Origin of the sequence: Micromonospora sp. NPDC048887, from assembly GCF_040649715.1 — a bacterium.
Classification (GTDB): domain Bacteria; phylum Actinomycetota; class Actinomycetes; order Mycobacteriales; family Micromonosporaceae; genus Micromonospora.
Genome location: NZ_JBEZGA010000003.1, coordinates 361575 through 383863 on the forward strand (window position 1 = coordinate 361575; position 22289 = coordinate 383863).

Annotated in this window: 19 protein-coding genes; 8 read left to right on the forward strand and 11 right to left on the reverse strand. The window is 70.7% G+C overall.

What is annotated here, in order from left to right:
* Positions 1–12: 12 nt before the first annotated feature.
* Both AB0C17_RS07190 and AB0C17_RS07195 read left to right on the forward strand, forming a co-directional pair.
* Positions 13–255, forward strand: coding sequence for a phosphopantetheine-binding protein (locus tag AB0C17_RS07190; RefSeq protein ID WP_357389600.1), 243 nt, complete (start codon positions 13–15; stop codon positions 253–255).
* Between the two features lie 5 nt (positions 256–260).
* Entirely contained in the window at positions 261–1142 is an 882-nt protein-coding gene (locus AB0C17_RS07195) for a phytanoyl-CoA dioxygenase family protein (RefSeq protein WP_357389602.1), read from the forward strand.
* Between the two features lie 156 nt (positions 1143–1298).
* On the opposite strand, the gene AB0C17_RS07200 is transcribed toward AB0C17_RS07195, so the two are convergent.
* Positions 1299–1823 (reverse strand): helix-turn-helix domain-containing protein, encoded by a 525-nt coding sequence (locus AB0C17_RS07200; protein ID WP_357477158.1) that lies wholly within the window; start codon positions 1821–1823, stop codon positions 1299–1301.
* A gap of 74 nt (positions 1824–1897) precedes the next feature.
* Here AB0C17_RS07200 and AB0C17_RS07205 point away from each other — a divergent pair, with 74 nt between their 5' ends.
* Positions 1898–2491, forward strand: a complete 594-nt coding sequence (locus AB0C17_RS07205; RefSeq protein ID WP_357477161.1) for a dihydrofolate reductase family protein — start codon at positions 1898–1900, stop codon at positions 2489–2491.
* A 27-nt stretch (positions 2492–2518) separates the two neighbouring features.
* Here AB0C17_RS07205 and AB0C17_RS07210 read toward each other — a convergent pair whose 3' ends face one another.
* From AB0C17_RS07210 to AB0C17_RS07225, 4 genes are read right to left on the reverse strand one after another with little or no spacing between them, the layout of a single operon-like run.
* The gene (locus tag AB0C17_RS07210; protein ID WP_357477164.1) at positions 2519–3448 is read right to left on the reverse strand and encodes a Gfo/Idh/MocA family oxidoreductase; all 930 of its coding nucleotides are present in this window, start codon (positions 3446–3448) and stop codon (positions 2519–2521) included.
* Positions 3449–3455: 7 nt separating this feature from the next.
* A complete protein-coding gene (locus tag AB0C17_RS07215; protein ID WP_357477167.1) occupies positions 3456–4799 on the reverse strand; it encodes an NDP-hexose 2,3-dehydratase family protein in 1344 nt (447 codons plus the stop codon).
* The gene (locus AB0C17_RS07220; protein WP_357477169.1) at positions 4799–6052 is read right to left on the reverse strand and encodes a class I SAM-dependent methyltransferase; all 1254 of its coding nucleotides are present in this window, start codon (positions 6050–6052) and stop codon (positions 4799–4801) included. The genes AB0C17_RS07215 and AB0C17_RS07220 overlap by 1 nt, the downstream gene beginning before the upstream one ends.
* 58 nt (positions 6053–6110) lie before the next feature.
* Positions 6111–7262 carry a DegT/DnrJ/EryC1/StrS family aminotransferase gene (locus AB0C17_RS07225; protein WP_357389614.1) on the reverse strand — a complete coding sequence of 384 codons (1152 nt, stop codon included), beginning with the start codon at positions 7260–7262 and terminating at the stop codon, positions 6111–6113.
* 251 nt (positions 7263–7513) lie between these two features.
* Between AB0C17_RS07225 and cmdF the strand changes: the two genes are divergently transcribed.
* From cmdF to AB0C17_RS07245, 4 genes are all read left to right on the forward strand, one after another.
* Positions 7514–9133, forward strand: coding sequence for a tyrosine 2,3-aminomutase (gene cmdF / locus AB0C17_RS07230; protein WP_357389616.1), 1620 nt, complete (start codon positions 7514–7516; stop codon positions 9131–9133).
* A gap of 12 nt (positions 9134–9145) precedes the next feature.
* Entirely contained in the window at positions 9146–11323 is a 2178-nt protein-coding gene (locus tag AB0C17_RS07235; protein WP_357389618.1) for a molybdopterin oxidoreductase family protein, read from the forward strand.
* Between the two features lie 55 nt (positions 11324–11378).
* Complete coding sequence (locus AB0C17_RS07240) at positions 11379–12842, forward strand: multicopper oxidase family protein (protein WP_357389620.1); 1464 nt, start codon at positions 11379–11381, stop codon at positions 12840–12842.
* A 259-nt stretch (positions 12843–13101) separates the two neighbouring features.
* Positions 13102–14604 (forward strand): 4-hydroxyphenylacetate 3-hydroxylase N-terminal domain-containing protein, encoded by a 1503-nt coding sequence (locus AB0C17_RS07245; RefSeq protein WP_357389622.1) that lies wholly within the window; start codon positions 13102–13104, stop codon positions 14602–14604.
* A gap of 58 nt (positions 14605–14662) precedes the next feature.
* Here the strand turns inward: AB0C17_RS07245 and AB0C17_RS07250 are convergent, their stop codons facing one another.
* The 4 genes from AB0C17_RS07250 to rfbA all read right to left on the reverse strand — a co-directional run bounded on the left by AB0C17_RS07250 (position 14663) and on the right by rfbA (position 19607).
* Positions 14663–15805, reverse strand: a complete 1143-nt coding sequence (locus AB0C17_RS07250; protein ID WP_357389624.1) for a hypothetical protein — start codon at positions 15803–15805, stop codon at positions 14663–14665.
* Positions 15806–16051: 246 nt separating this feature from the next.
* Complete coding sequence (locus AB0C17_RS07255; RefSeq protein ID WP_357389626.1) at positions 16052–17428, reverse strand: FAD-binding monooxygenase; 1377 nt, start codon at positions 17426–17428, stop codon at positions 16052–16054.
* Positions 17429–17658: 230 nt separating this feature from the next.
* Positions 17659–18726, reverse strand: coding sequence for a carboxymuconolactone decarboxylase family protein (locus tag AB0C17_RS07260; RefSeq protein WP_357389628.1), 1068 nt, complete (start codon positions 18724–18726; stop codon positions 17659–17661).
* A gap of 8 nt (positions 18727–18734) precedes the next feature.
* Positions 18735–19607 carry a glucose-1-phosphate thymidylyltransferase RfbA gene (rfbA, locus tag AB0C17_RS07265; protein ID WP_357389630.1) on the reverse strand — a complete coding sequence of 291 codons (873 nt, stop codon included), beginning with the start codon at positions 19605–19607 and terminating at the stop codon, positions 18735–18737.
* 78 nt (positions 19608–19685) lie between these two features.
* On the opposite strand from rfbA, the gene AB0C17_RS07270 reads away from it, so the two are divergent.
* Positions 19686–20684: a putative sugar O-methyltransferase gene (locus AB0C17_RS07270; protein WP_357389632.1), complete on the forward strand. Its 999-nt coding sequence runs from the start codon at positions 19686–19688 to the stop codon at positions 20682–20684.
* Here the strand turns inward: AB0C17_RS07270 and rfbC are convergent.
* Entirely contained in the window at positions 20636–21235 is a 600-nt protein-coding gene (gene rfbC, locus AB0C17_RS07275) for a dTDP-4-dehydrorhamnose 3,5-epimerase (protein ID WP_357389661.1), read from the reverse strand. The genes AB0C17_RS07270 and rfbC overlap by 49 nt on opposite strands.
* Before the next feature lie 63 nt (positions 21236–21298).
* Entirely contained in the window at positions 21299–22132 is an 834-nt protein-coding gene (locus AB0C17_RS07280; protein ID WP_357477172.1) for a helix-turn-helix transcriptional regulator, read from the reverse strand.
* Positions 22133–22289 lie beyond the last annotated feature (157 nt).

The window sequence follows — 22289 nt, forward strand, 5'->3', positions numbered from 1 at the left end:
AGGAGGAGCGACATGACCACTCAGCAGCAGCCGGCCACCGCGGACATCGCCGAACGGGTCGCGGCCATCTGGACGGATGTCCTGGGCGATCGGTCCGGCACGTTCTTCGAACTCAACGGGCAGTCCATCGCCGCCGTGCAGATCGCCGCGGCGGTCGAGGAGCAGCTCGGTGTCACTCTCGACATCGGGGACCTGTTCGAGGACCCGGATCTGGAGACCCTGACCCGTAACATCCTGGCCCGCGTCGAGGGGTGACTGGGATGGCCGACCTGACCCACGTCACCCCGGCCGCTCCGCTGGACGACGTCGTGGCGATCCTGGAACGCGACGGGGCGGTGATCGTCGAGAACTTCGTCGACGGCGAGACCCTCGCCGGGCTCCGGGCGGACCTCGAGTCCGGCCTCGATGCGGCCGGCTACAGCGAGAGTGGTTACGACGGGCAGAAGACCAAGCGGCTGTCCAGCCTGTTCCACTGGTCGCCGCGTCACATGTCCACAGTGGTCACCCAGCCGCAGTACCTCGGTGCGGCCCGGCGCCTGCTGCAACAGCCCACGCACATGTGGATCGGCAAGGTCCGGATGGAGGTGACGCCGAACATCCAGGTCAGCTTCACCCAGGCGATCCGCATCGACCCGGGGCAGGGCCGGCAGCCGTTGCACCGCGACGACGCGATGCATCTGTGGCGGCATCCGGGCCCGCCGTGCCGGCTGCAGCTGATGCTGGCCATGACGGACTTCACCGCGGCGAACGGCGCGACCCTGGTCATCCCCGGCAGTCACCACTGGGACGACGAGCGGGCCCCGACGTACGCCGAGACGGTCCCGGCCGTCATGCCCGCCGGTTCCGCGCTGCTCTGGCCGGGCGGCGTCTACCACGGCGGCGGCGCCAACACCACTGACTCCTCGCGGATGAGCCTCTCCGTCGCGCTCGACCTGGGCAACCTTCGGCAGGAGGAGAACCAGTACCTCGCGGTCCCGCGGGAGACAGTGCAGACCCTGCCGGAGGAGGTGCAGCGGCTGCTCGGCTGGGACCGCTGCCCGCCGGGTCTCGGCCAGGTCGCGACCCAGGACCCGCATCTGTTGCTGGAGCGGACGCTGGAGGAACTCACCGCCCGGCCGCGCGGTGCGAATCCGTTGATGTAGGGCCGGCCGGGTCCCACCCGAACCGGTGGCGCGCCGGACATGAGCCGGTCCGTGCCGTCGCCTGACGCAGCCGGTGCGCTCTGCGAGAGCAGGCGCACCGGCTGCGTCGTGTGATCCCGCCGGAGACGGCCACCGCCCCGGCCGGCCGGGGCCGGCTCACCGGCCCGCCGGCGTACCCGTCACGCTCTCGCCTGCGGTGCGTTCCCGCTCGGCGGCGTACGCGGCTTCGAGGCGCTCGAAGGCGCCGGGGCCGTGCCGCGGCTTCGGCGGCGCGCCCAGGTGGCGTACCCGGAGTTCGTCCATGAGTTCGTCGAGGAACGCCGGGCCCGCGTCGCGCATGAACTGCTGTCGGCTGCGGAGCGCGTCGTCGCCGGGGCGCCAGTCGAGCCCCCAGTCGCCGAGGGCGTAGAGGATCGGCAGGGTCTGGATGCCACTCTCGGTGAGGCTGTAGAGAGCGCGCTGCCCCCGCGCCGCGGTGCCGCGGGTGAGGATCCCCGCCTCGACCAGCCGCACCAGGCGGTCGGCGAGGATGTTCGACGCGATGCCCTCGACCGATCCGGCGAGCAGCGCCCTGAAGTATCGTCGGTCGCCGAAGATGACGTCGCGGAGCACGAGCATCGACCACCTGTCGCCGAGCAACTCGACGGCGGCGTTGATCGGACACCCGGATCGTTGTTGCACGCTTCCTCCTTGACAGGTATGTCGCTCTACATATAGTGGTTGCGGAACGCAACCGCTACCGGGAAGAGGCGATGATGGGCCGCTTCGTGTACTGGATGAACGTGTCCCTCGACCTCCGGATCGAGCAGGTGCCGGGTGACAACGGCGCCGGCGAGTGGCTGCGCATCGACGAGGAGCTGCACCGGGAGTTCAACGCGCGGGCGCGCGCACTCTCGATCATGGTCCAGGGTCGCGTCATGTACGAGATCATGGAGGAGTACTGGCCACGCGCGCGGGGGGACGAGTCGCTGCCGGACTTCCTGCGGGAGTACGGCGAGATCTGGACCGCCGCGCCCAAGGTGCTGGTGTCCCGCACCCGCCGCCACGCCGACCACAGCACCCGGATCATCGGCGGTGACGACGCGATCGAGCAGCTCGCCGACCTCCGCGCCACCACCCCCGGCACTCTCGGGGTGGGCGGCGCGACGCTGGCCACGCAGCTGCTGCGGGCGAGGCTGCTCGATGAGCTGCTGCTCTTCACCCACCCGGCGATCCTCGGCTACGGCCGGCCGCTCTTCGACGACTACGACATGCCCATCGACCTCGACCTGATCGAGCAGCGGTCGTTCAAACAGGGCGTCACGATGCATCGCTACGCCGTCTGCGACGCGAGCGAGACGAGCCCCTGACCGCGCTCCACCGGGCCCGCCGGTCGGTCAACCGCCCGTTCCACCAGGCTGAACCGTTCTCGTGGCGAGGTCGAGGTCGGCGGCGCGGGCGAGCTGATCCCGGGTCCGGGCGTCGCTGAGAAGCGGCTCGTCGAACTCCCGGGAACCCGAACGGACGGCCGCCAGCACCCGGTCCAGGAACAGGAGCATGCTGTCGGCCGGCGGGAGCCGGTGCGACTCGGACGTGCCCCCGGCGTCCACCCGCACGGTGGGGGAGAGGTCCGGCGGCGCCGAGAACGGGCGCTCGAAGTCCACACCGACGCCGGGGCCCAGCAGATGGAGGGCGTTGCGGTAGCCCGTCGTGAAACCGAACTGTCCGACGAGCGTGCGGTCGCCCGGATAACCGGCCAGCACGCTGTAGGCGAGTTCCAGGCCGTCGGGGGCACGGTCGCCGACGATGACCTGGAGGCGGTCGGGCTCGGCATCCCACAGGACCCGGCCCAGGGACGCGAGGTAGGGGCCGGTGTCCAGCAGGGCTCCGCCACCCCGCGAACGGTCGTGGCGGAAGTCGGTGGCGGGCACCGGCGGGGTGAAGACCGCGACGGCCTTGGTGAACGTCGCGTCCAGCGCGCCCGCCCAGGCGAACATCGGATGGTACGAGTAGCAGGTCGCCTCGGCCAGGACCAGCGACGACCGCCGGGCCAGTGCGACGGCCGACCGCGCCTCGGTCAGGGTCGGGAAGGCGGGCTTGTCGACCACCACGTGGTGTCCCGACCGCAGGGCCCACGCGACGGCCTCGGCGTGCTCGCCGTTGGTCAGGGAGACGTAGACCAGGCCGGGCCTGCGGCCGGTCAGGGTACGCCAGTGCGTGCCGTCCCGGCGGCTCACCACGGTGATCGAATCGAAGGGAAGCGCCGCGGCGGCGGGCAGGACCCGCCGCTGCGCGAAGCGCGACCGGCCGATCAGGAGGAAGTCCACGCGACTCCTAGAGAAGGCAGGCCATCAGGCTGCGGGCCTCGACGTTCACGTAGTAGCCCGCCGACACCAGGCGGTCCAGCAGGCCCAGTGTCATCCAGCGGTGGGTGGGCGGCACGTCCACCTCCTGGCCGGGCCGCAGTTCGATGACCACGTGCCGGGTGTCGGCCCGCAGGAAGCGGCCGCCGTCCTCCGACTGCACCGAGCTGTGCCGGACCTGTGACACCGGGGCGGAGAGATACTCCACCAGCGGGGGAAGATCGGACGGGGTGCGGTAGTAACCGGGGGCCAGCTGGATGCTGGCGGCCAGCTCCAGCCGGTCCGTCAAGCCGGGCTGCACCAACGCCTGGACCAGGAACTCGAGCACGCCGCCCCGGCGCCGGCAGAGGAACGCGACCAGGTTGCCGGGCACCGGCTCCAGCATCGGCTGGGTCCAGCTGGTGACCTCGCGGCTGGTCGCGGTGATCTTGAGGCCGACGACGCGGAAGTAGCCGCCGTCGCGGTGCCGGATGCCCTCGTCGTCGGCGATCCAGCCGTCCAGGCCGGACAGGGCGGTGCGGCGGACGTCGAGCGTGTAGAGCTCCTTCTGGTCGATCAGCCAGGTCATGGCGTCGGCCAGGTCGGCGTCCGAGCGGCTGCGGCGGTGCGAGGCGACCACGGCCGCGTGGAAGTCGTCCTCGGGGTCCGGCCCGTTGCCGGCGTAGGAGATGCAGGCCAGCACCGTACGGGCGTTCATGTTCACGTGGCCGGCGGCCAGCTGTGCCCGAAGTTGCCCGAGGGTGAGCCAGGCGAAGTCGTCGAGGCGCGGCACGTCCACGTCCGGCGGAATCTCGACGATCATGTTGCGGTTCCGCTTGTGCAGGTACCACGACGCGTGTTCGGAGAGCAGCCGGTCGACCAGCACCCGGCCGCGCGAGGGGCGCAGGAAGTGTTCCAGGTACGGCGTGGGTCGCCCACCGTGCACGCGCTGGTAGTTGCTCTGCGTGGCCTGCACGGTCGCGGCGTACTGCACCAGGCTGCTGTTGCCGGGCTCCATCTTGACCTGCATGAGGAAGTGCGGCACGCCGTGGAACCGCTTGACCAGGATGCCCAGGATGCCGATGTCGGGCTGCACGATGATCGGCTGGTGCCAGGCGGGCACGGGACCGAAGTTGGTGCGGACCGCGAGGCCCTCCACGCTGAAGAAGCGACCCGAGGTGTGCGCCAGCCGGTCTGTCAGCCGCCATTCGGGCAGCGCCGACAGCGGCACCTCCGTCACCTCGTACGTGGCGGAGGCAGACCGCTGCTTCAGGAACAGGTCGGCGTCGACAGGCCCGTCGGTGACGAGCGCCGAGGCGAGGAACCCGGGTCGCATCAGATCGGCCCGGACAGCGACGGCAGCGGGAAGACGAGCTTCCCGCCGGCGGCGACGAACTCGCGCTCCCGTTCGAGGAAACCCTGCCGGTGCACCCAGGGCAACACGAACAACTGGTCGGGGCGGCGGGCCTTCGCCTCCTCCTCGGAGACGATCGGGATTCCGGTGCCGGGGGTGACCGCGCCGTGCTTCTCCTCGCTGACCTCGCCGATGCACGGCAGGTCGTCGGTGCTCAGGCCGCAGTACTGGAGGATCACGTTGCCCTTTGTCGACGCGCCGTACCCGATGGTGTGCAGGCCGGCCCGGCGCGAGCGGTCGAAGAACGCGCGCACCTGGTCGCGGTGCTCGGCGACGCGGCGGGCGAACGTCTCGTACGGCTGCTCGGTGTCGAGCCGCAGCGCCGCCTCACGCTGCCGGACGCGCTCGATGCCGGCGTGGTCGATCCGGTGCTTCGACGGGTCCTTGACCAGGGTGACGCAGAGGCTGCCGCCGTTCACGTCGGTGATCTCGGCGGTGGTCAGGGTGAGCCCGGCCCGTGCCGCCATCCACTCGATCTGGCGCAGCTGGTAGTACTCCAGGTGCTCGTGGCAGATCGCGTCGTACGCGGGGATCTCCAGCAGCGGCAGCGCGTAGCTCATCTCGATCATCCACACGCCGTCGTCGGCCAGGATGTCGCGCACCTCGGTCATGAAGCCCAGCGGGTCGGGCAGGTCGTAGAACATCGCGATCGCGGTGACGATCTTCGCCTTGCGGTCGCCGTACCGCTCGGTGAAGCCGTCCCTGGTGAAGAAGTCGGAGATCAGGGCGATGTCGTCCGGGTAGTACTGGCGCCACTTCTCGCCGGTCGGATCGACGCCCACCCGGGTGACGTGCGACGGGTACGCCTTGAGCAGGGTCCCGTCGTTGCTACCGATGTCGAGCACCAGGTCGCCCGGACTCAACTCGACCAGGCCGGTAAGGGCGGCCACCTTGCCGTTCAGGTGATTGATCATGAAGGGGCGGATGCTGGAGCGGTAGCCGTAATGCTCGCCGTACATCAGCGACAGGTCGGCGGTGTGCCGCATCTGCAGGAGTCCGCAGCCGCCCAGGTCACACCGCACAAGCTCCAGTGGGGCGATCTGTACGTCCTCGCCGGGCCGGGGGAAGATGCCGGTGAGTGCCTGCATCCCCAGGTCCAGCACCGGCACCAGATTGCGGTTGCCGCAGATCCGGCAGGCCGTGCATTCGGTGACCGTTCCGGTGCCGATGGTCATGATGCCTCCCATGGTGAGTGACGGGCGCTCAGCGGTCGCGGCGCGCCGGCTTGTCCGCTCAGACCGCCACGGCCGGGGTGCGCCGTTCGACCGCCGTGCGGAACAGCGAGGCCACCTGCTCGACCTCGGCGTCGGTGAGTGACTGGTGCAGGGGCAGCAGAAGGGTCGTCGCGGCGGCGGCGTCGGTGCCGGGCAGGCGGGCGTCCGAGCCGTACAGCGGAACGCGGTGCAGCGGTGGATAACGGAATGTCGTGTAGACGCCGTTCTCCAGCAGTTCCTCGGCGATGCCGTCACGCAGCGCCGGATCCACCTGGACCCAGTAGAAGTAGTGCGTGGACCGGTGTTCCTCGGGCGGCTGCGGGCAGAGCCGCACGCCCCGCAGGCCCGCAAGCGCCCGGTCGTAGGCGGCGCAGATGTCGCGGCGGCGCGCCACGAAGCCGGGCAGGCGGCGCAGCTGGACCTGGCCGATGGCCGCGGTCATGTCGTTTCCGATGAGCCGCTGGCCGACCTCGTGGATGGTCTGATCCCACCAGCGGCGCGGGTCGCGGGCCATCGCCGCGAAGGCGCCGCGGTCCTGCATGCCGTGGTAAGCCAGGCGGTGGGCGCGCCGGGCCATCTCCGGATCGCGCAGATAGATCATGCCGCCGTCGCCGGTGGTGATGATTTTGCGTGAGTCGAAGCTCCAGATGCCGACGTCGGCGAAAGTGCCGCACGCCTTCCCCGCCACCTGGGAATAGACCGCGCAGGCGGCGTCCTCGACGAGCGGGATGCCGCGCTCGCGGCACAGCTCGGCGATCCCCACGACCTCCCCCGGGTGCCCGCCGTAGTGCAGGATCGTCACCGCCTTCGTGCGCGGGGTGAGGCAGGCGGCGATGTCCGCCACCGACGGGTTCAGGGTGTGCGGGTCGACGTCGCAGAACACCACCCGGGCGCCGGAGGCGGCGATCGTGTTGGCGTTGGCCACGAAGCTCACCGAGGGCACCACGACTTCGTCGCCCGGACCGAACTCGAGCAGCCTGGCGGTCAGCCCCAGCGCCGAGGTGGCCGAGTTGAGGAAAAGCAACGTCTCCGGCGGTACGCCGAGGTGCTCACCGAAGGCGCGCTCGAACTCCCGCGTCCGAGGGCCGTAGCCCAGCCAGTTGCTGTCGAATGCCTCGCCGACCGCCGCGAGCTCCTCGGCACCCACACTCGGCTGAAACACGTTGATCATGCGGCGTCCTTCCGGCCTACGTCCAGCAGGGCCTGCGCCTCGGCGGTGGCCCGGTGGAGCGGGCGGCCGGGTCAGTGCCTTCATGCTCGGCGACCACGGCCGGCGGGTGCATCTTCGTCGGTGCCGTCCGCGGCAGCACGTGAACACCAGGCCGGCACCAGGGCAAGCGAAGAGGTGCGACGGCTATCGCGCCGGTGATGGCATCGATGCGCAACCAGGCGTTCTTTCCCCACACCAATCGGGAGCATCACATGACCACGGTGGAAACCGATGTCCGAGTCGAGTTGAACGGCGAGACGCTCGACGTGCCGCAGGTGCGCCAGGTTGCCGAGGAGCACGTGCCGGTAGTCCTCGGCGAGCGGGTGCTCAGCCGCGCCGCCGCGAGCCGGGAGCAGTTCGAGGAGACCGTCCGCAGCAACGTTCCGGTCTACGGCGTGACGACCGGCTACGGCGAGATGATCTACATGCTCGTCGACACGGCCAAGGAGACCGAGTTGCAGACCAACCTGGTCCGCAGCCACAGCGCCGGCGTCGGTCCGCTGTTCGCCGAGGCCGAGGCACGCGCCGTGGTCGCCGCCCGGCTGAACGCGCTGGCGAAGGGCCACTCCGCGGTTCGTCCCGTGGTGCTCGAGCGCCTCGCGCTCTACCTCAACGAGGGCCTCACCCCCGCCGTACCGGAGATCGGCTCACTCGGCGCCAGCGGAGACCTGGCCCCGCTCGCACACATCGCCAGCACCCTGATCGGCGAGGGCTACCTGCTGCGCGACGGCGACAAGACGCCGACCGGGCCGGTGCTGCGCTCGCTCGGCATCGAGCCGCTGCGGCTGCGCTTCAAGGAGGGCCTCGCCCTCATCAACGGCACCTCGGCGATGACCGGTGTGGGCGCTCTGCTGGCCGAGTACGCGCTGGCCCAGGCCCGACACGCCGAGATCGCCGCCGCACTGGTCATCGAGACGTTGCAGGGTTCGATGAGCCCGTTCCAGCCGGAGGGCCACGACATCGCCCGGCCGCACGCCGGGCAGATCGCGAGCGCCGCCAACATGCGCACGCTGATGGCCGGCAGCAAGCTCACCGTCGAGCACGCCGACCTGCGCAAGCAGGTGGCCGCCAGCAAGGAGAACGGCAACGGCAACGGCGGCAACGTCTACCGCTCCGACGTCTACCTCCAGAAGGCGTACTCGCTGCGGGCCATCCCGCAGGTCATCGGCGCGGTGCGGGACACCCTGTCGCACACCCGGCTCAAGCTCGAGATCGAGCTGAACTCGGCCAACGACAACCCGCTGTTCTTCACCGGCAAGGAGATCTTCCACGGGGCGAACTTCCACGGTCAGCCGGTGGCCTTCGTGATGGACTTCCTGACCATCGCGCTCACCCAGCTCGGCGTCCTCTCCGAGCGGCGCAGCAACCGGCTGCTCAACCGGCACCTCAGCTACGGTCTGCCGGAGTTCCTGGTCAAGGGCGAGCCGGGTCTCAACAGTGGCTTCGCCGGTGCGCAGTACCCGGCCACCGCGCTGGTCGCGGAGAACCGCACGATCAGCCCCGCCAGCACCCAGAGCGTCCCGTCCAACGGCGACAACCAGGACGTGGTCAGCATGGGCCTGATCGCCACCCGTAACGCTCGCCGGGTGCTGCGGAACAACCACATCATCCTGGCCCTGGAGTTCCTCGCCGCCGCGCAGGCCGTGGACGTCTCCGGCCGCCGGGACCGGCTCAGCCCGGCCGCCCGGGTCACCTACGACACGATCCGGTCGCTCGTGCCGACCCTCGACGAGGACCGCTACATGGCCGACGAGCTCGAACTCGTCGCCGCCGAGCTGGAGCGCGGCACGCTGCTCAAGGCCCTCGACGACGCCGGCGTCCGCCTGAACTGACGGGAGAGTCTCATGACCGGCACGCGGACCGCGTATCGCACCTGCCCGCTCTGCGAGGCCGTCTGCGGCCTGCGCCTGACCCTCGACGGTGACCGGGTCACATCGGTGACCGGTGACAAGGACGACCCGTTCTCCAAGGGCTACCTGTGCCCGAAGGGCGCCACCCTGGGCCGCCTCGACGAGGACCCGGACCGGCTTACCGGCCCGATGGTCCGCGAGGGTGAGGCGTGGCGCCGGGCGGACTGGGACGAGGCGTTCGCGATCGTCGCCCGGGGGCTGGAGGGAGTCATCGCCGAGCACGGGCGGGAGGCCCTGTCGCTCTACTACGGCAACCCGACCTTCCACACCATGGCCGGCATCCTCTACCGGGGTCCGCTGGCCATGGCGCTCGGCACCCGCAACGTGTTCTCGGCGAGCACCGTCGACCAGATGCCCAAGCACGTGGCGTCCGGGCTGATGACCGGCGACCCGTGGGCGGTGGCGGTGCCCGACCTCGACCGCACGGACCACCTGCTGATCATCGGAGCCAACCCGGCGGTGTCGAACGGCTCGCTGTGCGCCGCGCCGGACTTCCCGGGGCGGATGCGGCGGCTGCGCGAGCGCGGCGGGCGCATCGTGGTGCTCGACCCGCGCCGCACCCGGACCGCCGAGCTGGCCGACGAGCATGTGTTCGTCCGGCCCGGCAGTGACCCGGCGCTGCTGTTCGCCATGGTGCACACGCTGCTGGACGAGGAACTGGTGACGATCCGGGTGCCGGTGGCCGGCCTCGACCGGCTGCGGGAGCTGGCCGCGCCGTTCACGCCCGAACTGGTGGCCCCGTTCTGCGGCGTCGACGCGGAGACCGTCCGGCGGCTCGCCCGGGAGCTCGCCGCCGCGCCCACCGCCGCCGTCTACGCCCGCATCGGCACCTGTACGGCCGAGTTCGGCACCCTCGCGCAGTGGTTGGTGGACGTGCTCAACGTGCTGACCGGAAACTTCGACCGGGCCGGCGGGGTGATGTACGCGAAGCCGGCCACCGCCGAGGTGCACAAGAGCCCCGAGCCGTTCACCGCGGGGCGTTGGCGCAGCCGGGTGAAGGGCTTCCCCGAGACCCTCGGGGAGTTCCCGGCCGCCACCATGGCCGACGAGATCGAGCAGCCCGGCCCCGGTCAGGTACGGGCTCTCGTCGTCGTCGCCGGCAATCCGGTGCTGTCCACTCCGGACGGCGGACGGCTCGACCGGGCGCTGGAGAGTCTCGACTTCATGGTGGCTGTCGATCCGTACCTGAACGAGACGACCCGGCACGCCCACGTCATCCTGCCGCCGCCGCGCACCCTGCAGATGGCGCACTACGACTTCCTCATCTCCACCATCCAGGTACGCAACTACGCCCGCTACTCCCCGGCGGTGGTGCCACTCGACGCCGGGCAGCGCAGCGAGGCCGAGATCCTGGAGCGGCTCACGCTGATCGCGATGGGACTGGGCGCGCAGGCCGACCCGTCCGGGCTGCCAGAGCAGATGCTGGGCCAGCTCCTGTCGGCGATCCCGGTGACGACCCGCGCCGAACTGGACGGCGAGGACGGCCCGGATCTGCTGCTCGACGCCATGCTGCGGATGGGCCCGTACGGCCTGACCCGCCGGAAGCTGCTCGACCACCCGAACGGGATCGACCTGGGCCCGTTGGAACCCCGGCTGTCCGAGATCCTCAAGACGCCGTCCGGGCGGGTCGAGCTCGCCCCCCAGCCGCTCGCCGAGGACACCGGGCGGTTGCGGGCGGCGATGATCCGCCCGCCCGCGCCCATGGTGCTGATCGGACGCCGGCACCTGCGCTCGAACAACAGCTGGATGCACAATGTGCCGACGCTCACCGGCGGCACCAACCGCTGCACCCTGCAGATCCACCCGGACGACGTGGCCCGGCTCGGCCTCGGCGAGCGGGCACGGGTCAGCTCGGCCTCCGGCGAACTGGAGGTCGAGCTGGAACCGACCGACACGATCATGCCCGGGGTGGTGAGCCTGCCGCACGGGTGGGGGCACCGGCGTACCGGCCAGCGGGTGGCCGCCGGTCGGGCCGGGGTCAATGTGAACGAGCTGACCGGTGGTGCCGTGGACGTGCCCTCCGGCAACGCGGTCTTCAACGGTGTGCCGGTCGCCGTGGCGCCGATCGGCGGCTCAGTAAGCGGCTCAGTAAAGCAATCTGGAAGATCTTAGGCCGCGATCGACGACCATAGACTCCCGCTCACCTAACCGAGTGGGGGGAACAGCGATGAGAAGACGGGCGATCCTGGTCGCGGGCGGATCGGTGGCGGGCGCGGTGATGCTGTCGCGGGGGGCGGCGGCGACCACCAGCGGGCCGGACGCGTCAGCCGCGGCCCACCACCACGCGCACGGTCCGGCCGGAGCCACCGCGCGCAAGGCGACGACGCTCAGCGTCACGCCGTTCCAGACGCGCATGCCGGTGCCGCCGGTCGCGGTGCCGAAGCGGCAGACGGCGGACTGCGACGAGTACGAGGTCCTGGTGCAGCCCGCCCAGCTCGAACTGGTGCCGGGTATCAGCACCGCGGCGCTCACCTACGGCGGCGGCTGGGTGGGCCCGACCATCTACGGCCGCACCGGCCGGCCGGCCAAGGTGACCTTCCGCAACAACCTCGACACGCACACCAACGTGCACCTGCACGGCGGCCACGTGAAGGCGATCGACGACGGGCACCCGATGGACATGATCCTCCCGGGTGCCGCCAGGACCTACTACTACCCGAACAACCAGCGCGGGGCCACGCTCTGGTACCACGACCACGTGCACGGCGACGAGGCCGAGCACACCTACCGCGGGCTGCACGGCTTCTACCTCGTCAACGACCCGGCAGAGAAGGACCTGGGGCTGCCGACCGGCTCGTACGACGTGCCGATCATGTTCACCGACGTCCAGATGGACACCGACGGTTCACTGATCTGGGGCTTCCCGAACGAACGTGACCTCGTCGTGGTCAACGGGAAGGTCAAGCCGTTCTTCCCGGTCGCCGCCCGCAGGTACCGGTTCCGTGTCCTGAACGCGACGAACGAGGGCAAGTACACGTTCAGCATCGACAAGGGGAAGATGTGGCAGGTCGGCTCGGACGGCGGTCTGCTGCCCGCGCCGGTGGCCCGGACCTCGCTGACCCTCAGCTCGGGCGAGCGGGCGGACCTGCTCGTCGACTTCACCGGCCTGCCGGTCGGCACCTCGGTGGTGCTCAGTGACGCCGTCAAGGGACCGGTGCTGCGTTTCGACGTGCGCTCCACCGCCGCCGATCCCAGCCGGTTCCCGCTCCGGCTGCGCCCGCTGCCCACGCTGCCCGTGGCCACCAAGCAGCGTGAGGTTCACCTGGGGTTCGACTTCAGCCAGGAGCCGCCGTACCCGATGGTCAACGGGAGGTCTTACGACCCGAACCGGGTGGACTTCAGCATCAAGCGTGGCACGACCGAGATCTGGACCGTCTACAACGACGACGTCGAGGCCGGCATCGACCACAACTTCCACCTGCATCTGACGCAGTTCCGGGTGCTGGGCCGCACCGGCGCGCCGATGACCGCGGACGACGCGGGGCTCAAGGACACCGTGCTGATCCCGGCCGGAACCTCGGTGCGGCTGCAGGCCACCTTCACCGACTACCTGGGCCGGTACGTCTACCACTGCCACTTCCTCGAGCACTCCAGCATCGGGATGATGGCGCAGATGGAGATCGTGCCCTGAGCCGGGCGGCGCCGGCGCGGCGCTGAGCACCGGCGGAGATGCCGTGCTGGCCACCCCGATGTGACGCTGTCGGCATGACCGTCATCTCGAACGTGGTTGCGCCGTCCGCATCCCCGTCCGCCCCGACCGAGTTGACCGAGTTGACCGAACGAGCCCGGGCCATGGTGCCCGGGCTCGTTCCACGACAGCGTGACGACGGCGGTCGCCGGCTGGTCGGGGGTACGCCCGCCCGGCCGTCCCGGCGTGGCGGAGCACGGCGATGACCGGGCCGCTGACCGGGGACGAGTACGTCGAGAGCCTGCGCGACGGCCGCGAGGTGTTCCTCTACGGCGAGCGGGTCAAGGACGTCACCACCCACCCGGCGTTCCGCAACCCGGTACGCATGACCGCCCGGCTCTACGACGCGCTGCACGATCCGGCCCAGCGCGACGTGCTGACCGCGCCCACGGACACCGGATCGGGCGGCTTCACCCACCCGTTCTTCCGCACCCCGCACACCGTCGACGACATGATCGCCGATCAGCGTGCCATCGCGGCCTGGGCGCGGATGAGCTACGGCTGGATGGGGCGCAGCCCCGACTACAAGGCGTCGTTCCTCGGCACGCTCGGGGCCAACGCCGGCTTCTACGCGCCGTACAGCGACAACGCGGAACGCTGGTACCGGGAGTCCCAGGAGAAGGTGCTCTTCTGGAACCACGCGATCGTGCATCCGCCGGTGGACCGTAACCGGCCGCCGGACCAGGTGGCCGACGTCTACATCCGGGTGGAGCGGGAGACGGGCGAGGGTCTGATCGTCAGCGGCGCCAAGGTGGTCGCCACCGGGTCGGCGCTGAGCCACTACAACTTCATCGCCCACTTCGGCCTGCCGGTGCGAAAGAAGGAGTTCGCGCTGATCGCCACCGTGCCGATGGGCGCGCCCGGCGTGAAGCTGATCTGCCGTCCGTCGTACGGGGCGAACGCCGCCGCGGTCGGCACACCGTTCGACTACCCGCTCTCGTCGCGGCTCGACGAGAACGACACCATCCTCGTGCTCGACCAGGTGCTGGTGCCGTGGGAGAACGTGTTCGTGTACGGGAACCTCGGCAAGGTGCAGATGTTCGCCGGCCAGTCCGGCTTCTCCGAGCGGTTCACCTTCCACGGCTGCACCCGGCTCGCGGTCAAGCTCGAGTTCCTCGCCGGCCTGCTCGCCAAGGCCCTGGAGCTGACCGGCACGAAGGACTTCCGCGGCGTGCAGAGCCGGCTCGGTGAGGTGCTCGCGTGGCGCAACCTGTTCTGGGGGCTGTCGGACGCCGCCGCCCGCAACCCGGTGCAGTGGAAGAACGGCGCGCTGCTGCCCAACCCGCAGTACGGCATGGCGTACCGCTGGTTCATGCAGATCGGTTACCCGCGGGTCAAGGAGATCATCCAGCAGGACGTGGCCAGCGGGCTCATCTACGTCAACTCCAGCGCCGACGACTTCCGCAACCCGGAGATCCGGCCCTACCTCGACCGGTACCTGCGCGGCTCGGACGGCTCGGACGCCGAGCAGCGGGTCAAGGTGATGAAGCTGCTCTGGGACGCGACCGGCACCGAGTTCGGCGGCCGCCACGAGCTCTACGAGCGCAACTACGCCGGCAACCACGAGAACACCCGGGTCGAGCTGTTGCACGCGCAGACGGCGACCGGGCTGGTCGACGGCTACAAGGCCTTCGCCGAGCAGTGCCTCGCCGAGTACGACCTGGACGGGTGGACCGCCCCCGACCTGTGGACGCCGGAACGCTGACGGGACCGGTCCGACGCACGCCGGTGCGGTCCGGCCCCGCGCCCGCCCGGCCCCGCCGTCAACCGGCCAGCCAGCGCAGCACCGGCTGCCCGGACTGCTGCTCGGCCTCCCGGTAGCGGGGCAGGATCGAGTCGGTCACCGCCCCGCCGGTCAGCCTGAACAGCGCCGTCGAGAGACTCAGCTGGCCGAGCCGCGCGGCGCCGACCGACACCGGCACCCCGGCGGCGGCACACACCTCGGCGACGCCGGCGCCGTCGTGGACGGCGTCCAACAGCAACAGATCGAGCGGCGAGACCACATACGACGGCAGCAACGCGCCGCAGAGGTGGTCGAGCAGCCAGGTGATGACCTCGTCGCCCGGCCCGCGTGGCAGGTCGAGCTCGCGATACCGGCCGGTCAGGACCGCCACCTCGGCCTCGGCGATGCGGCGCCGCCCGCCGGCGACCAGCGCGGCCAGCCCGGCGACGCCGAATTCGCGGTAGAGCAGCGTGGCCTGCCGGATGTGCGCGGAGCGCAGCCTCGGCGATGCGGGGCAGTGCCGGTCGTGGACGAGGATCGACCGTAACGCCGTGCGCGGCACGACCGCGGCCGCCGCGTAGCAGAGCCCGAGGACGTCGGCGAGCCCCTGCTCCAGCCCCCGGTCGGATCCGTCCGGCCCGACGTCCGCGGCGGCGTGCACCAGCCTGCGCGCGGCCCGGGTGATGCTCAGGAACGGCCGCAGCCCGGACAGCCGCAGGTAGGCACCGGGCTCGAGCCGGTGCCGGGCGGCCTTCGACGGGCCGATGGAGATGGACGTGCGCTCAGACGCGGCGTACGGATCCGGCAGAACCGACCCGACCGTGACGGTCATTCCGGCCACGTCCAGGCCGGCCGCCGTGAGCCGGTCGCGCAGCGGTCCCGCCGCGGCGAGCACCGCGTGCTCCGTACCGCTGCTGCCGAGGGCCAGCGGCGCGTCCGCCAGCTCGCGGAGCTGGGCGGCGGTGAGCCGGCGGGCGGCGGCGGCGTCGTCCGCGCACTCCCCGCTGTCGCCGTCCAGCGACGCGCCGGCCCGGCGCAGCAGGTCGATCGCCTGCCTGGCCGGCACGACGTCGTCCAGGGGCAGGTGGGGCTCGACACCGGAGAGGAAGGCCTCTACGTTCGCGAAGCGGCAGGGTGCCAGATGGATGCCGGCGAAGAGCCAGTCCCGCATCGTTTGCGTCATCAACGCCTCTTTCAGGTTATTTCCCTTGGATTGTGACAAGATCGGCGCGCGAATCAACTCGCATCGTGCTCTCTGCCGGGCGAGCACGCGCGGCGGAGACCGGTGGCACCGGGTGGTCCTCCAATCGTGCGTTGAACCCGCCGTCTGCGCTGCCCCGACGGCAGGCGCGTTCCCGGGGGACCGGGCACAGAGTTGGGCCCGTCGTGCGGGGGGAAGCACGACGGGCCCGGTTCGGGACGGCGGGGCTCAGCCCGACTGTGCGAGCGTCGGCTGACGCGGCCGGTCGACGGGGGCGCTCCGGGCGAAGGCGCCGCGCAGCACGCGCCACAGCGTCGCGGGGCGCATCAGCGCCTGTGGGGTGTCGACCATGCCCGCGGCCCGCAGGTACGCCGTGGTGACCTTCGGGTCCCGGGTCGCGGCGACCTGCACGAGCCGCAGGTAGCGCTGCACCATCCGCATCTTGAGAGACCGGTGGCCGGGCACGTCCGGGAAGTTCAGGTCGACCGTCGTGGTCATCTCCCACGGCGCGTCGATGCAGTCGCGGGCCAGGTCGCGGAAGTACGCGGCCGGGTCGGGTTCGCCGTGCGCGCTCAGGTGGCGCCGGATCGTCAGGGCGGCGACCGCGGCCACCGTCATGCCCTGCGCGTACACCGGGTTGAAGCTGGTGACCGCGTCGCCGGTGACCAGCAGGCCGGCCGGCAGGCGGGACATCCGCTCGTAGCGCCGGCGCAGCGTGACGGGATAGTGGAAGGGGACGGGCTCGTCGATCGGGCGGGCCGACTTGAGGGCGTCGGCGATGTCCGGGATCGCCAGCGACCGGATGAAGTCGTAGAAGCCCTCCTGGTCGGTCGGCGGGTGGTCGCCGAGCAGGCCGTAGGCGGTCAGTTCGACCTTGCCGTGGTCGGTCTGGGTGAAGATCGCGCCACGCGGCGAGGCGGGGTACGCCACCGGGATGATGGCCAGGTCGCCGTGCCACGGGTCGTCGTCCAGTTCGTAGTGCTGGGTCACGTATCCGAGGTTGATCTTGATGCGCTCCTCGGGGACCCGCTCGTAGCCGAACCGCTCCAGCATGGCCGGGGTCCGCGAGCCGCGGCCGGTGGCGTCGACGACCAGGTCGGCCTCGATCACCTCGTCCCGGTCGTTGTCCAGATCACGCAGCCGGGCGCCGGTGACGCGGGCACGGTCCGGTGTCGTCTCCAGCTCGACGATGTCGCGGCGCTCCAGGAACCGCACGCCGGACAGCTGCTCGACGCGCTCGCGCAGGTGACGTTCCATCAGCGGGGCCGTGGCGGGCACCGCGATGTAGCCGATGTCCTCGCGGACCAGCGGCCGCCCGTTGAAGTACCACCGGCACGAGCCGGCGTAGTCGCCGGTCGGGCAGCCGTCCGCCACGAGTCCCTCGATGAAGCCGGGGAACAGTTCCTCGGTCACCTGGAGGCCGCGGACGTGCATGGCGTTGATGTGCTTGCCCTGCGGGCGGCCGCGACGCGGTCCCCGCTCACCGACCAGCTTGTCCCGGTCGACGATCAGGACCTCGTCGTACCGCTCGGTCAGCACTCGCGCGGCGAACAGGCCGGCGTAGCTGCCGCCGAGCACCAGCGCCCGGCGTGGATTCTTCCCCATGGGTGGCTCCACCCTTTCTCTGTGCGATGCGGCTGCTTGACGGTCAGCCGGGCATCCTGCTCATCGGCGCGGAACCGAGCAGGCCGCCGTGCACGGCGAGGTCTGGCCGGTGATGCGGGCCGAGCGGGACGGCAGGAGGAACAGCACGGCTCGGATACGTCGGCGGGCCACCGAACGGGCCACCCGACCTGGCTGCGGAACACCCTCAGCCATCGGGATGAGCGTCGCAGTCAGACGGGCGGGCTCACATCTCCCCGCTTGCCCTCATCCGGCACGATCCGGCCGGTGGTCGCACGGGCCGCCGCGAACGCCGCCCAGGCGGTCAGCTCGACCAGTTGCGCGTCGTCCGACCGGCACTGTGCGACCAGTTCCGGGGTGACCCGGTAGGACGCGTACGCGGTCAGCAGCGCCACCCGCCCGGCCGGCCGGTCCGCCGCGGGCAGTTGCTGGACCGCCTCGTCCAGCCACGCCCTGGCGCTGATCCCGGGCCCCGCGAAGCCCGGATCAGCCAGCCGGGCCTCGACGAGTTCGCGCACCCGGGCCGGGACGCTCCGTTCGCCGGCTGCGGCGATGGCGGCGCCGGCGCGGTTCAGCGCCTGGGCGATGTGCGGCACGGTCGCGGCCCAGGCGGTGCCCGCCAGCGGGCCGGCCTCGGGCAGCAGGTCCAGCGACGAGCCCGCCGCGACCTCGACCCGGCCGAGCCGGCCCAGCACCGACGCCGCGGTGCGCCGCAGGACCCGTTCGGCCGGCCTCGGCACGGCCGGCAGCGGTGAGTCCCGCAGGAACACGTTGACCATGCGGTTGATGTAGTGGAAGACCAGCACCACCCCGACCAGCTCGGCCCGTTGCTCCGGTGGGAACGGCTCCGGCCCCTCGCCGGTCCGCGCCCAGCGGACCAGGGCGCGCAGTCGGGGCTCGGTCACCTCGTCGGTCCCGCCGGCCGCGATGCGGGCGGAGTCCGGCCCGGCGAGCAGGCCGGTCAGCGCGGCGCCGTGCACGTCCAGGCAGTACGGGCAGCGGTTGGCCACCGAGACGGCCGCGGCGACCGCCTCCTTGTCGGCGCGGCTCGCCCGGCCGGACACCACCAGGGTCTCCCGCAGGATGCTCCAGCAGGCGGCCAGCACCGGTGGCGCCGGGGCGTGCAGCGCCACCGGCGGGGCCAGCATCCCGAAGTCCGTCTCGACCTGGCGGTAGACCAGCGCGACCGGTTCGGGGGCGGTCTCCGGCGGCACCGGCCGGACGTAACGGATGTGGGCCGGCGCGATGCGTCGGGTCGCCGCTCTCAGCAGTCTTCCCATCGTCGTCCTTAGTCGAGTGCGTATGCGATCTCGGTGAGGTAGCGGCCGTAGTCCGAGTGGGGCATCTCGGCGCCCAGCTCGTAGCAGGCCTCGGCGTCGATGAAGCCCATGCGCAGGGCGATCTCCTCGAGGCAGGCCACCCGGACCCCCTGCCGCTCCTGGATCACCTGCACGTACTGGCTGGCGGCGAGCAGGCTGGCGTGCGTGCCGCAGTCCATCCACGTGTAGCCGCGGCTCAGCGGTACGAGCCCGGCCCGGCGCTGCCGCAGGTATTCCTGGTTGACGTCGGTGATCTCCAGTTCCCCGCGATCCGACGGACTCAGGCCGGCGGCGATGCTCACCACGTCGTTGTCATAGAGGTAGAGGCCGGTGATCGCCTGGTTGGAACGCGGCCGCCGGGGCTTCTCGAAGATCGAGACCAGCCGGCCCTCCGTGTCGGTCTCGGCGACGCCGTAGCGCTCGGGATCCGAGACCGAGTAACTGAACAGGGTGCAGCCGTCGACCGAGCGGGCCTCGTGCTGCAGCAGGTTGTAGAAGCCGGCGCCGTGGAAGAGATTGTCGCCGAGGATCAACGCGGACCGGTCGTGTCCTATGTGACCGGCGCCGATGAGGAACGCCTCGGCGATGCCGCGTGGCTCCTTCTGCTCGGCGTAGCTGAGGTTCAGGCCCAGCCGGGATCCGTCGCCCAGCAACTGGCGCATGTGCGGGAGCACATCCGGGTTCGAGATGATCAGGATGTCCCGGATGCCGGCCAGCATGAGTACTGAGAGCGGGTAGTAGAGCATCGGTTTGTCGTAGACGGGCAGCAACTGTTTGGACGTCGCCAGCGTCAGCGGGTACAGCCGCGTACCGGTGCCACCGGCGAGAACAATTCCCTTCACCATCGGGTCCGTTCGTCGAGTCGACATCTGCCGGAAAACCAGTATGTGGCGGGCCGGCAGACCCCCAGGTCTCCTGGAATGCGGTGCGCGCAGAACCCCGGCGAGCGGCCCGGCTGTTCGCACTCTCAGAGGCGCAGCCCGCTGGGAAACGGCGTGATACTCCACTTCACCGGGCCGTTCGGGCTCCGCTCATCCAGGAGGTCGGTAACAGTGACTGTCGATCAGGACACGGATATTCTGGCGGGATTCCGGTCCGATGACGCCAACTTCAAGTTGACGCTGTGGGATCCACGGAACAACGGAGTGCGGTACCTCAAAGCACTGCTGTACAGCGTCAGCGGCCGGCTGAGCCCGCAGGACCGCGAGCGGCTGCGCAAGACCCGGAACCGGGACGTCGGCGATCCGATCACCGTTCGCCACGACGGCGACGAGATCGACATGGACTACCTGCGGGCCGTGCAGGAGGTCGGTTTCCTCGCGGAACGGGTGCGCCTGGCCGGTGCGCGAATCGTCGAGATCGGCGCCGGATACGGCCGTACCTGCCACGCGTTGATGGCCAACCACGACGTCGCGGAGTACCACATCGTGGAGCAGGAGCCCTCGCTGCGGCTGGCCCGCGCCTACCTGCGCGCGGTGCTCGAGCCCGCGCAGTACGCCAAGGTGTCCTTCCACGCGGCCGCGGACGCCGGGCGGACGTTCCCGCGTGACGTCGACCTGGCGATCAACATCGACTCGTTCGCCTGCATGCCGCCGGAGGTGGTCCGCGGCTACCTGGGTCTCGTCGACGAGCGGAGCCAGGCGTTCTACGTGAACGGCCCGGTCGGCAAGTATCTGGACAAGGCGCTGGACGACCACTCGCAGGGCACCGAACAGGTGGCCTCCGCGCTGCGCGCCGGGCTGCTGACCGAGGTGATCGACATCTTCGACAGCGAGGCCGTGCGTAAGCAGTCGCGCCGGTTCGTCTCGGCCTACACGCCGGGGGACCGCTGGGAGTGCGCCGCCGAGGCGAGCACTCCAGTGTGGAGCCACTACTGGCAGGCGCTGTACCGTTCCTCCAGCGCGCGGCAGGCCGCGTAGCCCGGGAGCAGGCCGGCGTCCAGCGCTTCGGCGAGACTGGGCGCCGCCTGGTCCCGCGGCGAGAGGATGGGATCGATGTCGGCCGGGATCGGGAGCGCGAGCTGCGGGTCGAACGGCGCGAGCGCGAGTTCGTTCTCCGGCCGGTACTCCAGCGACAGCAGGTAGTTCATCACGGTGTCGTCCTCGAGTGCGACGAAGAGATGACCGACCCCGAACGGCAGGTACAGCGCCGGACACCGCTCCTGGTCAAGCTCCACGGCGTCGTACCGCCCGAACGTCGGCGAGCCCACCCGGAGGTCGACGATGATGTCGAGGGCGCGGCCGTGCAGGCAGTAGACGTACTTCGCCGTGCCGGGCGGGGTGACTGTGTAGTGCAGGCCGCGTACCGCGCCGCGGCGCGAGACGCTGAAGTTGACCTGGGCCACCGGAAACAGGGGACGTCCGAATGCCGACGACCGGAACGGCGTACGGAAGACGCCGCGCTCGTCCGGAAAGGCCGGCGTGTCGAACGCGAGGGCACCGGCGACCAGCTTCCTGGGTGCGGATGGAATAGTCACGGCACCAGGGTCGCCGAGTCGCCGGCGCCGGTCCACTTCCGGGTTGCGGCCCGGGCGTCACCAGCAGTTCGAGGGACCGTGACCAGCCACTCCGGCCGTCAGCGGAACGTGCGCATGGGCACGCTGCGCCACGATCTCCATCGCCAGCTTGCGGACGTCCAGCAGGGCCAGCAGGACCGGTGGGTCGAGCGGACCGGCGCTGTTGAACTCCAGCGCGGAACGGACCACCGAGCGCGGTGCGACGGTGATCGGGCCGAGGCTGGCCACCGACACCGACTCGTTCACGTTTGCCTGGTAGCCGTCCGGATGGCCGCATGATCCCGGCACCGCCTGGGCCAACAGATGCCAGGTGCCGCTGGGCACGTCGTCGAGCTCGAGATGCGCCGGGTCGGCGAGCACCGTACAGCGCACCGGGCGGCCCTGCGGAATGCGTTCGGGGAAAAGGCCGGCGAAGACCAGCCGCGGCTGGCCGTCCTGTGGCATCCGGATGCGGCACTCGACGCGACCACCGGCCGACGACGTGGTGTGGGCGTCTGTTTCCGTGACGATCTGCCGCGCGAATCCGGACTGGAGCCGGTATTCGGTGGGGGACATGCCCACACTACGGCTGAACCGGGTGCTGAACGTGCCGACGCTGTTGTAGCCGACCCGCTGGCTGATATCGGCGATCCGCAGTGGGGTCGAGACCAGCAGTTGCTGGGCGTGCTGGAGCCGCAGTGCGGAAAGGAAACGGCCGGGGGAGATGCCGGTGACCCGCTGGAAAACGCGCGTGAAGTGGAATTTGCTGAACATGGCCGAGCGGGCCATGTCGTCAATCGTCAGCGGTTGGCCTAGATTGTCGCGCATCGTCGTCACTGCGCGTTTGACGGCTACCTCAATTTCCTGTTCCATTGCGCCCATTCCGGCCAATTCCGAATGCTGGCGGCCTTGTGATGTCCGTCGCTCTTCCCCGAGGCTATCTCAGGGCGGGAGCGGGCGCAATCCGCCGCGCCATCAGTTTCCCGACACCGAATCCACGCCGGGGCGCGACGCATGGATGCCCTGGTCG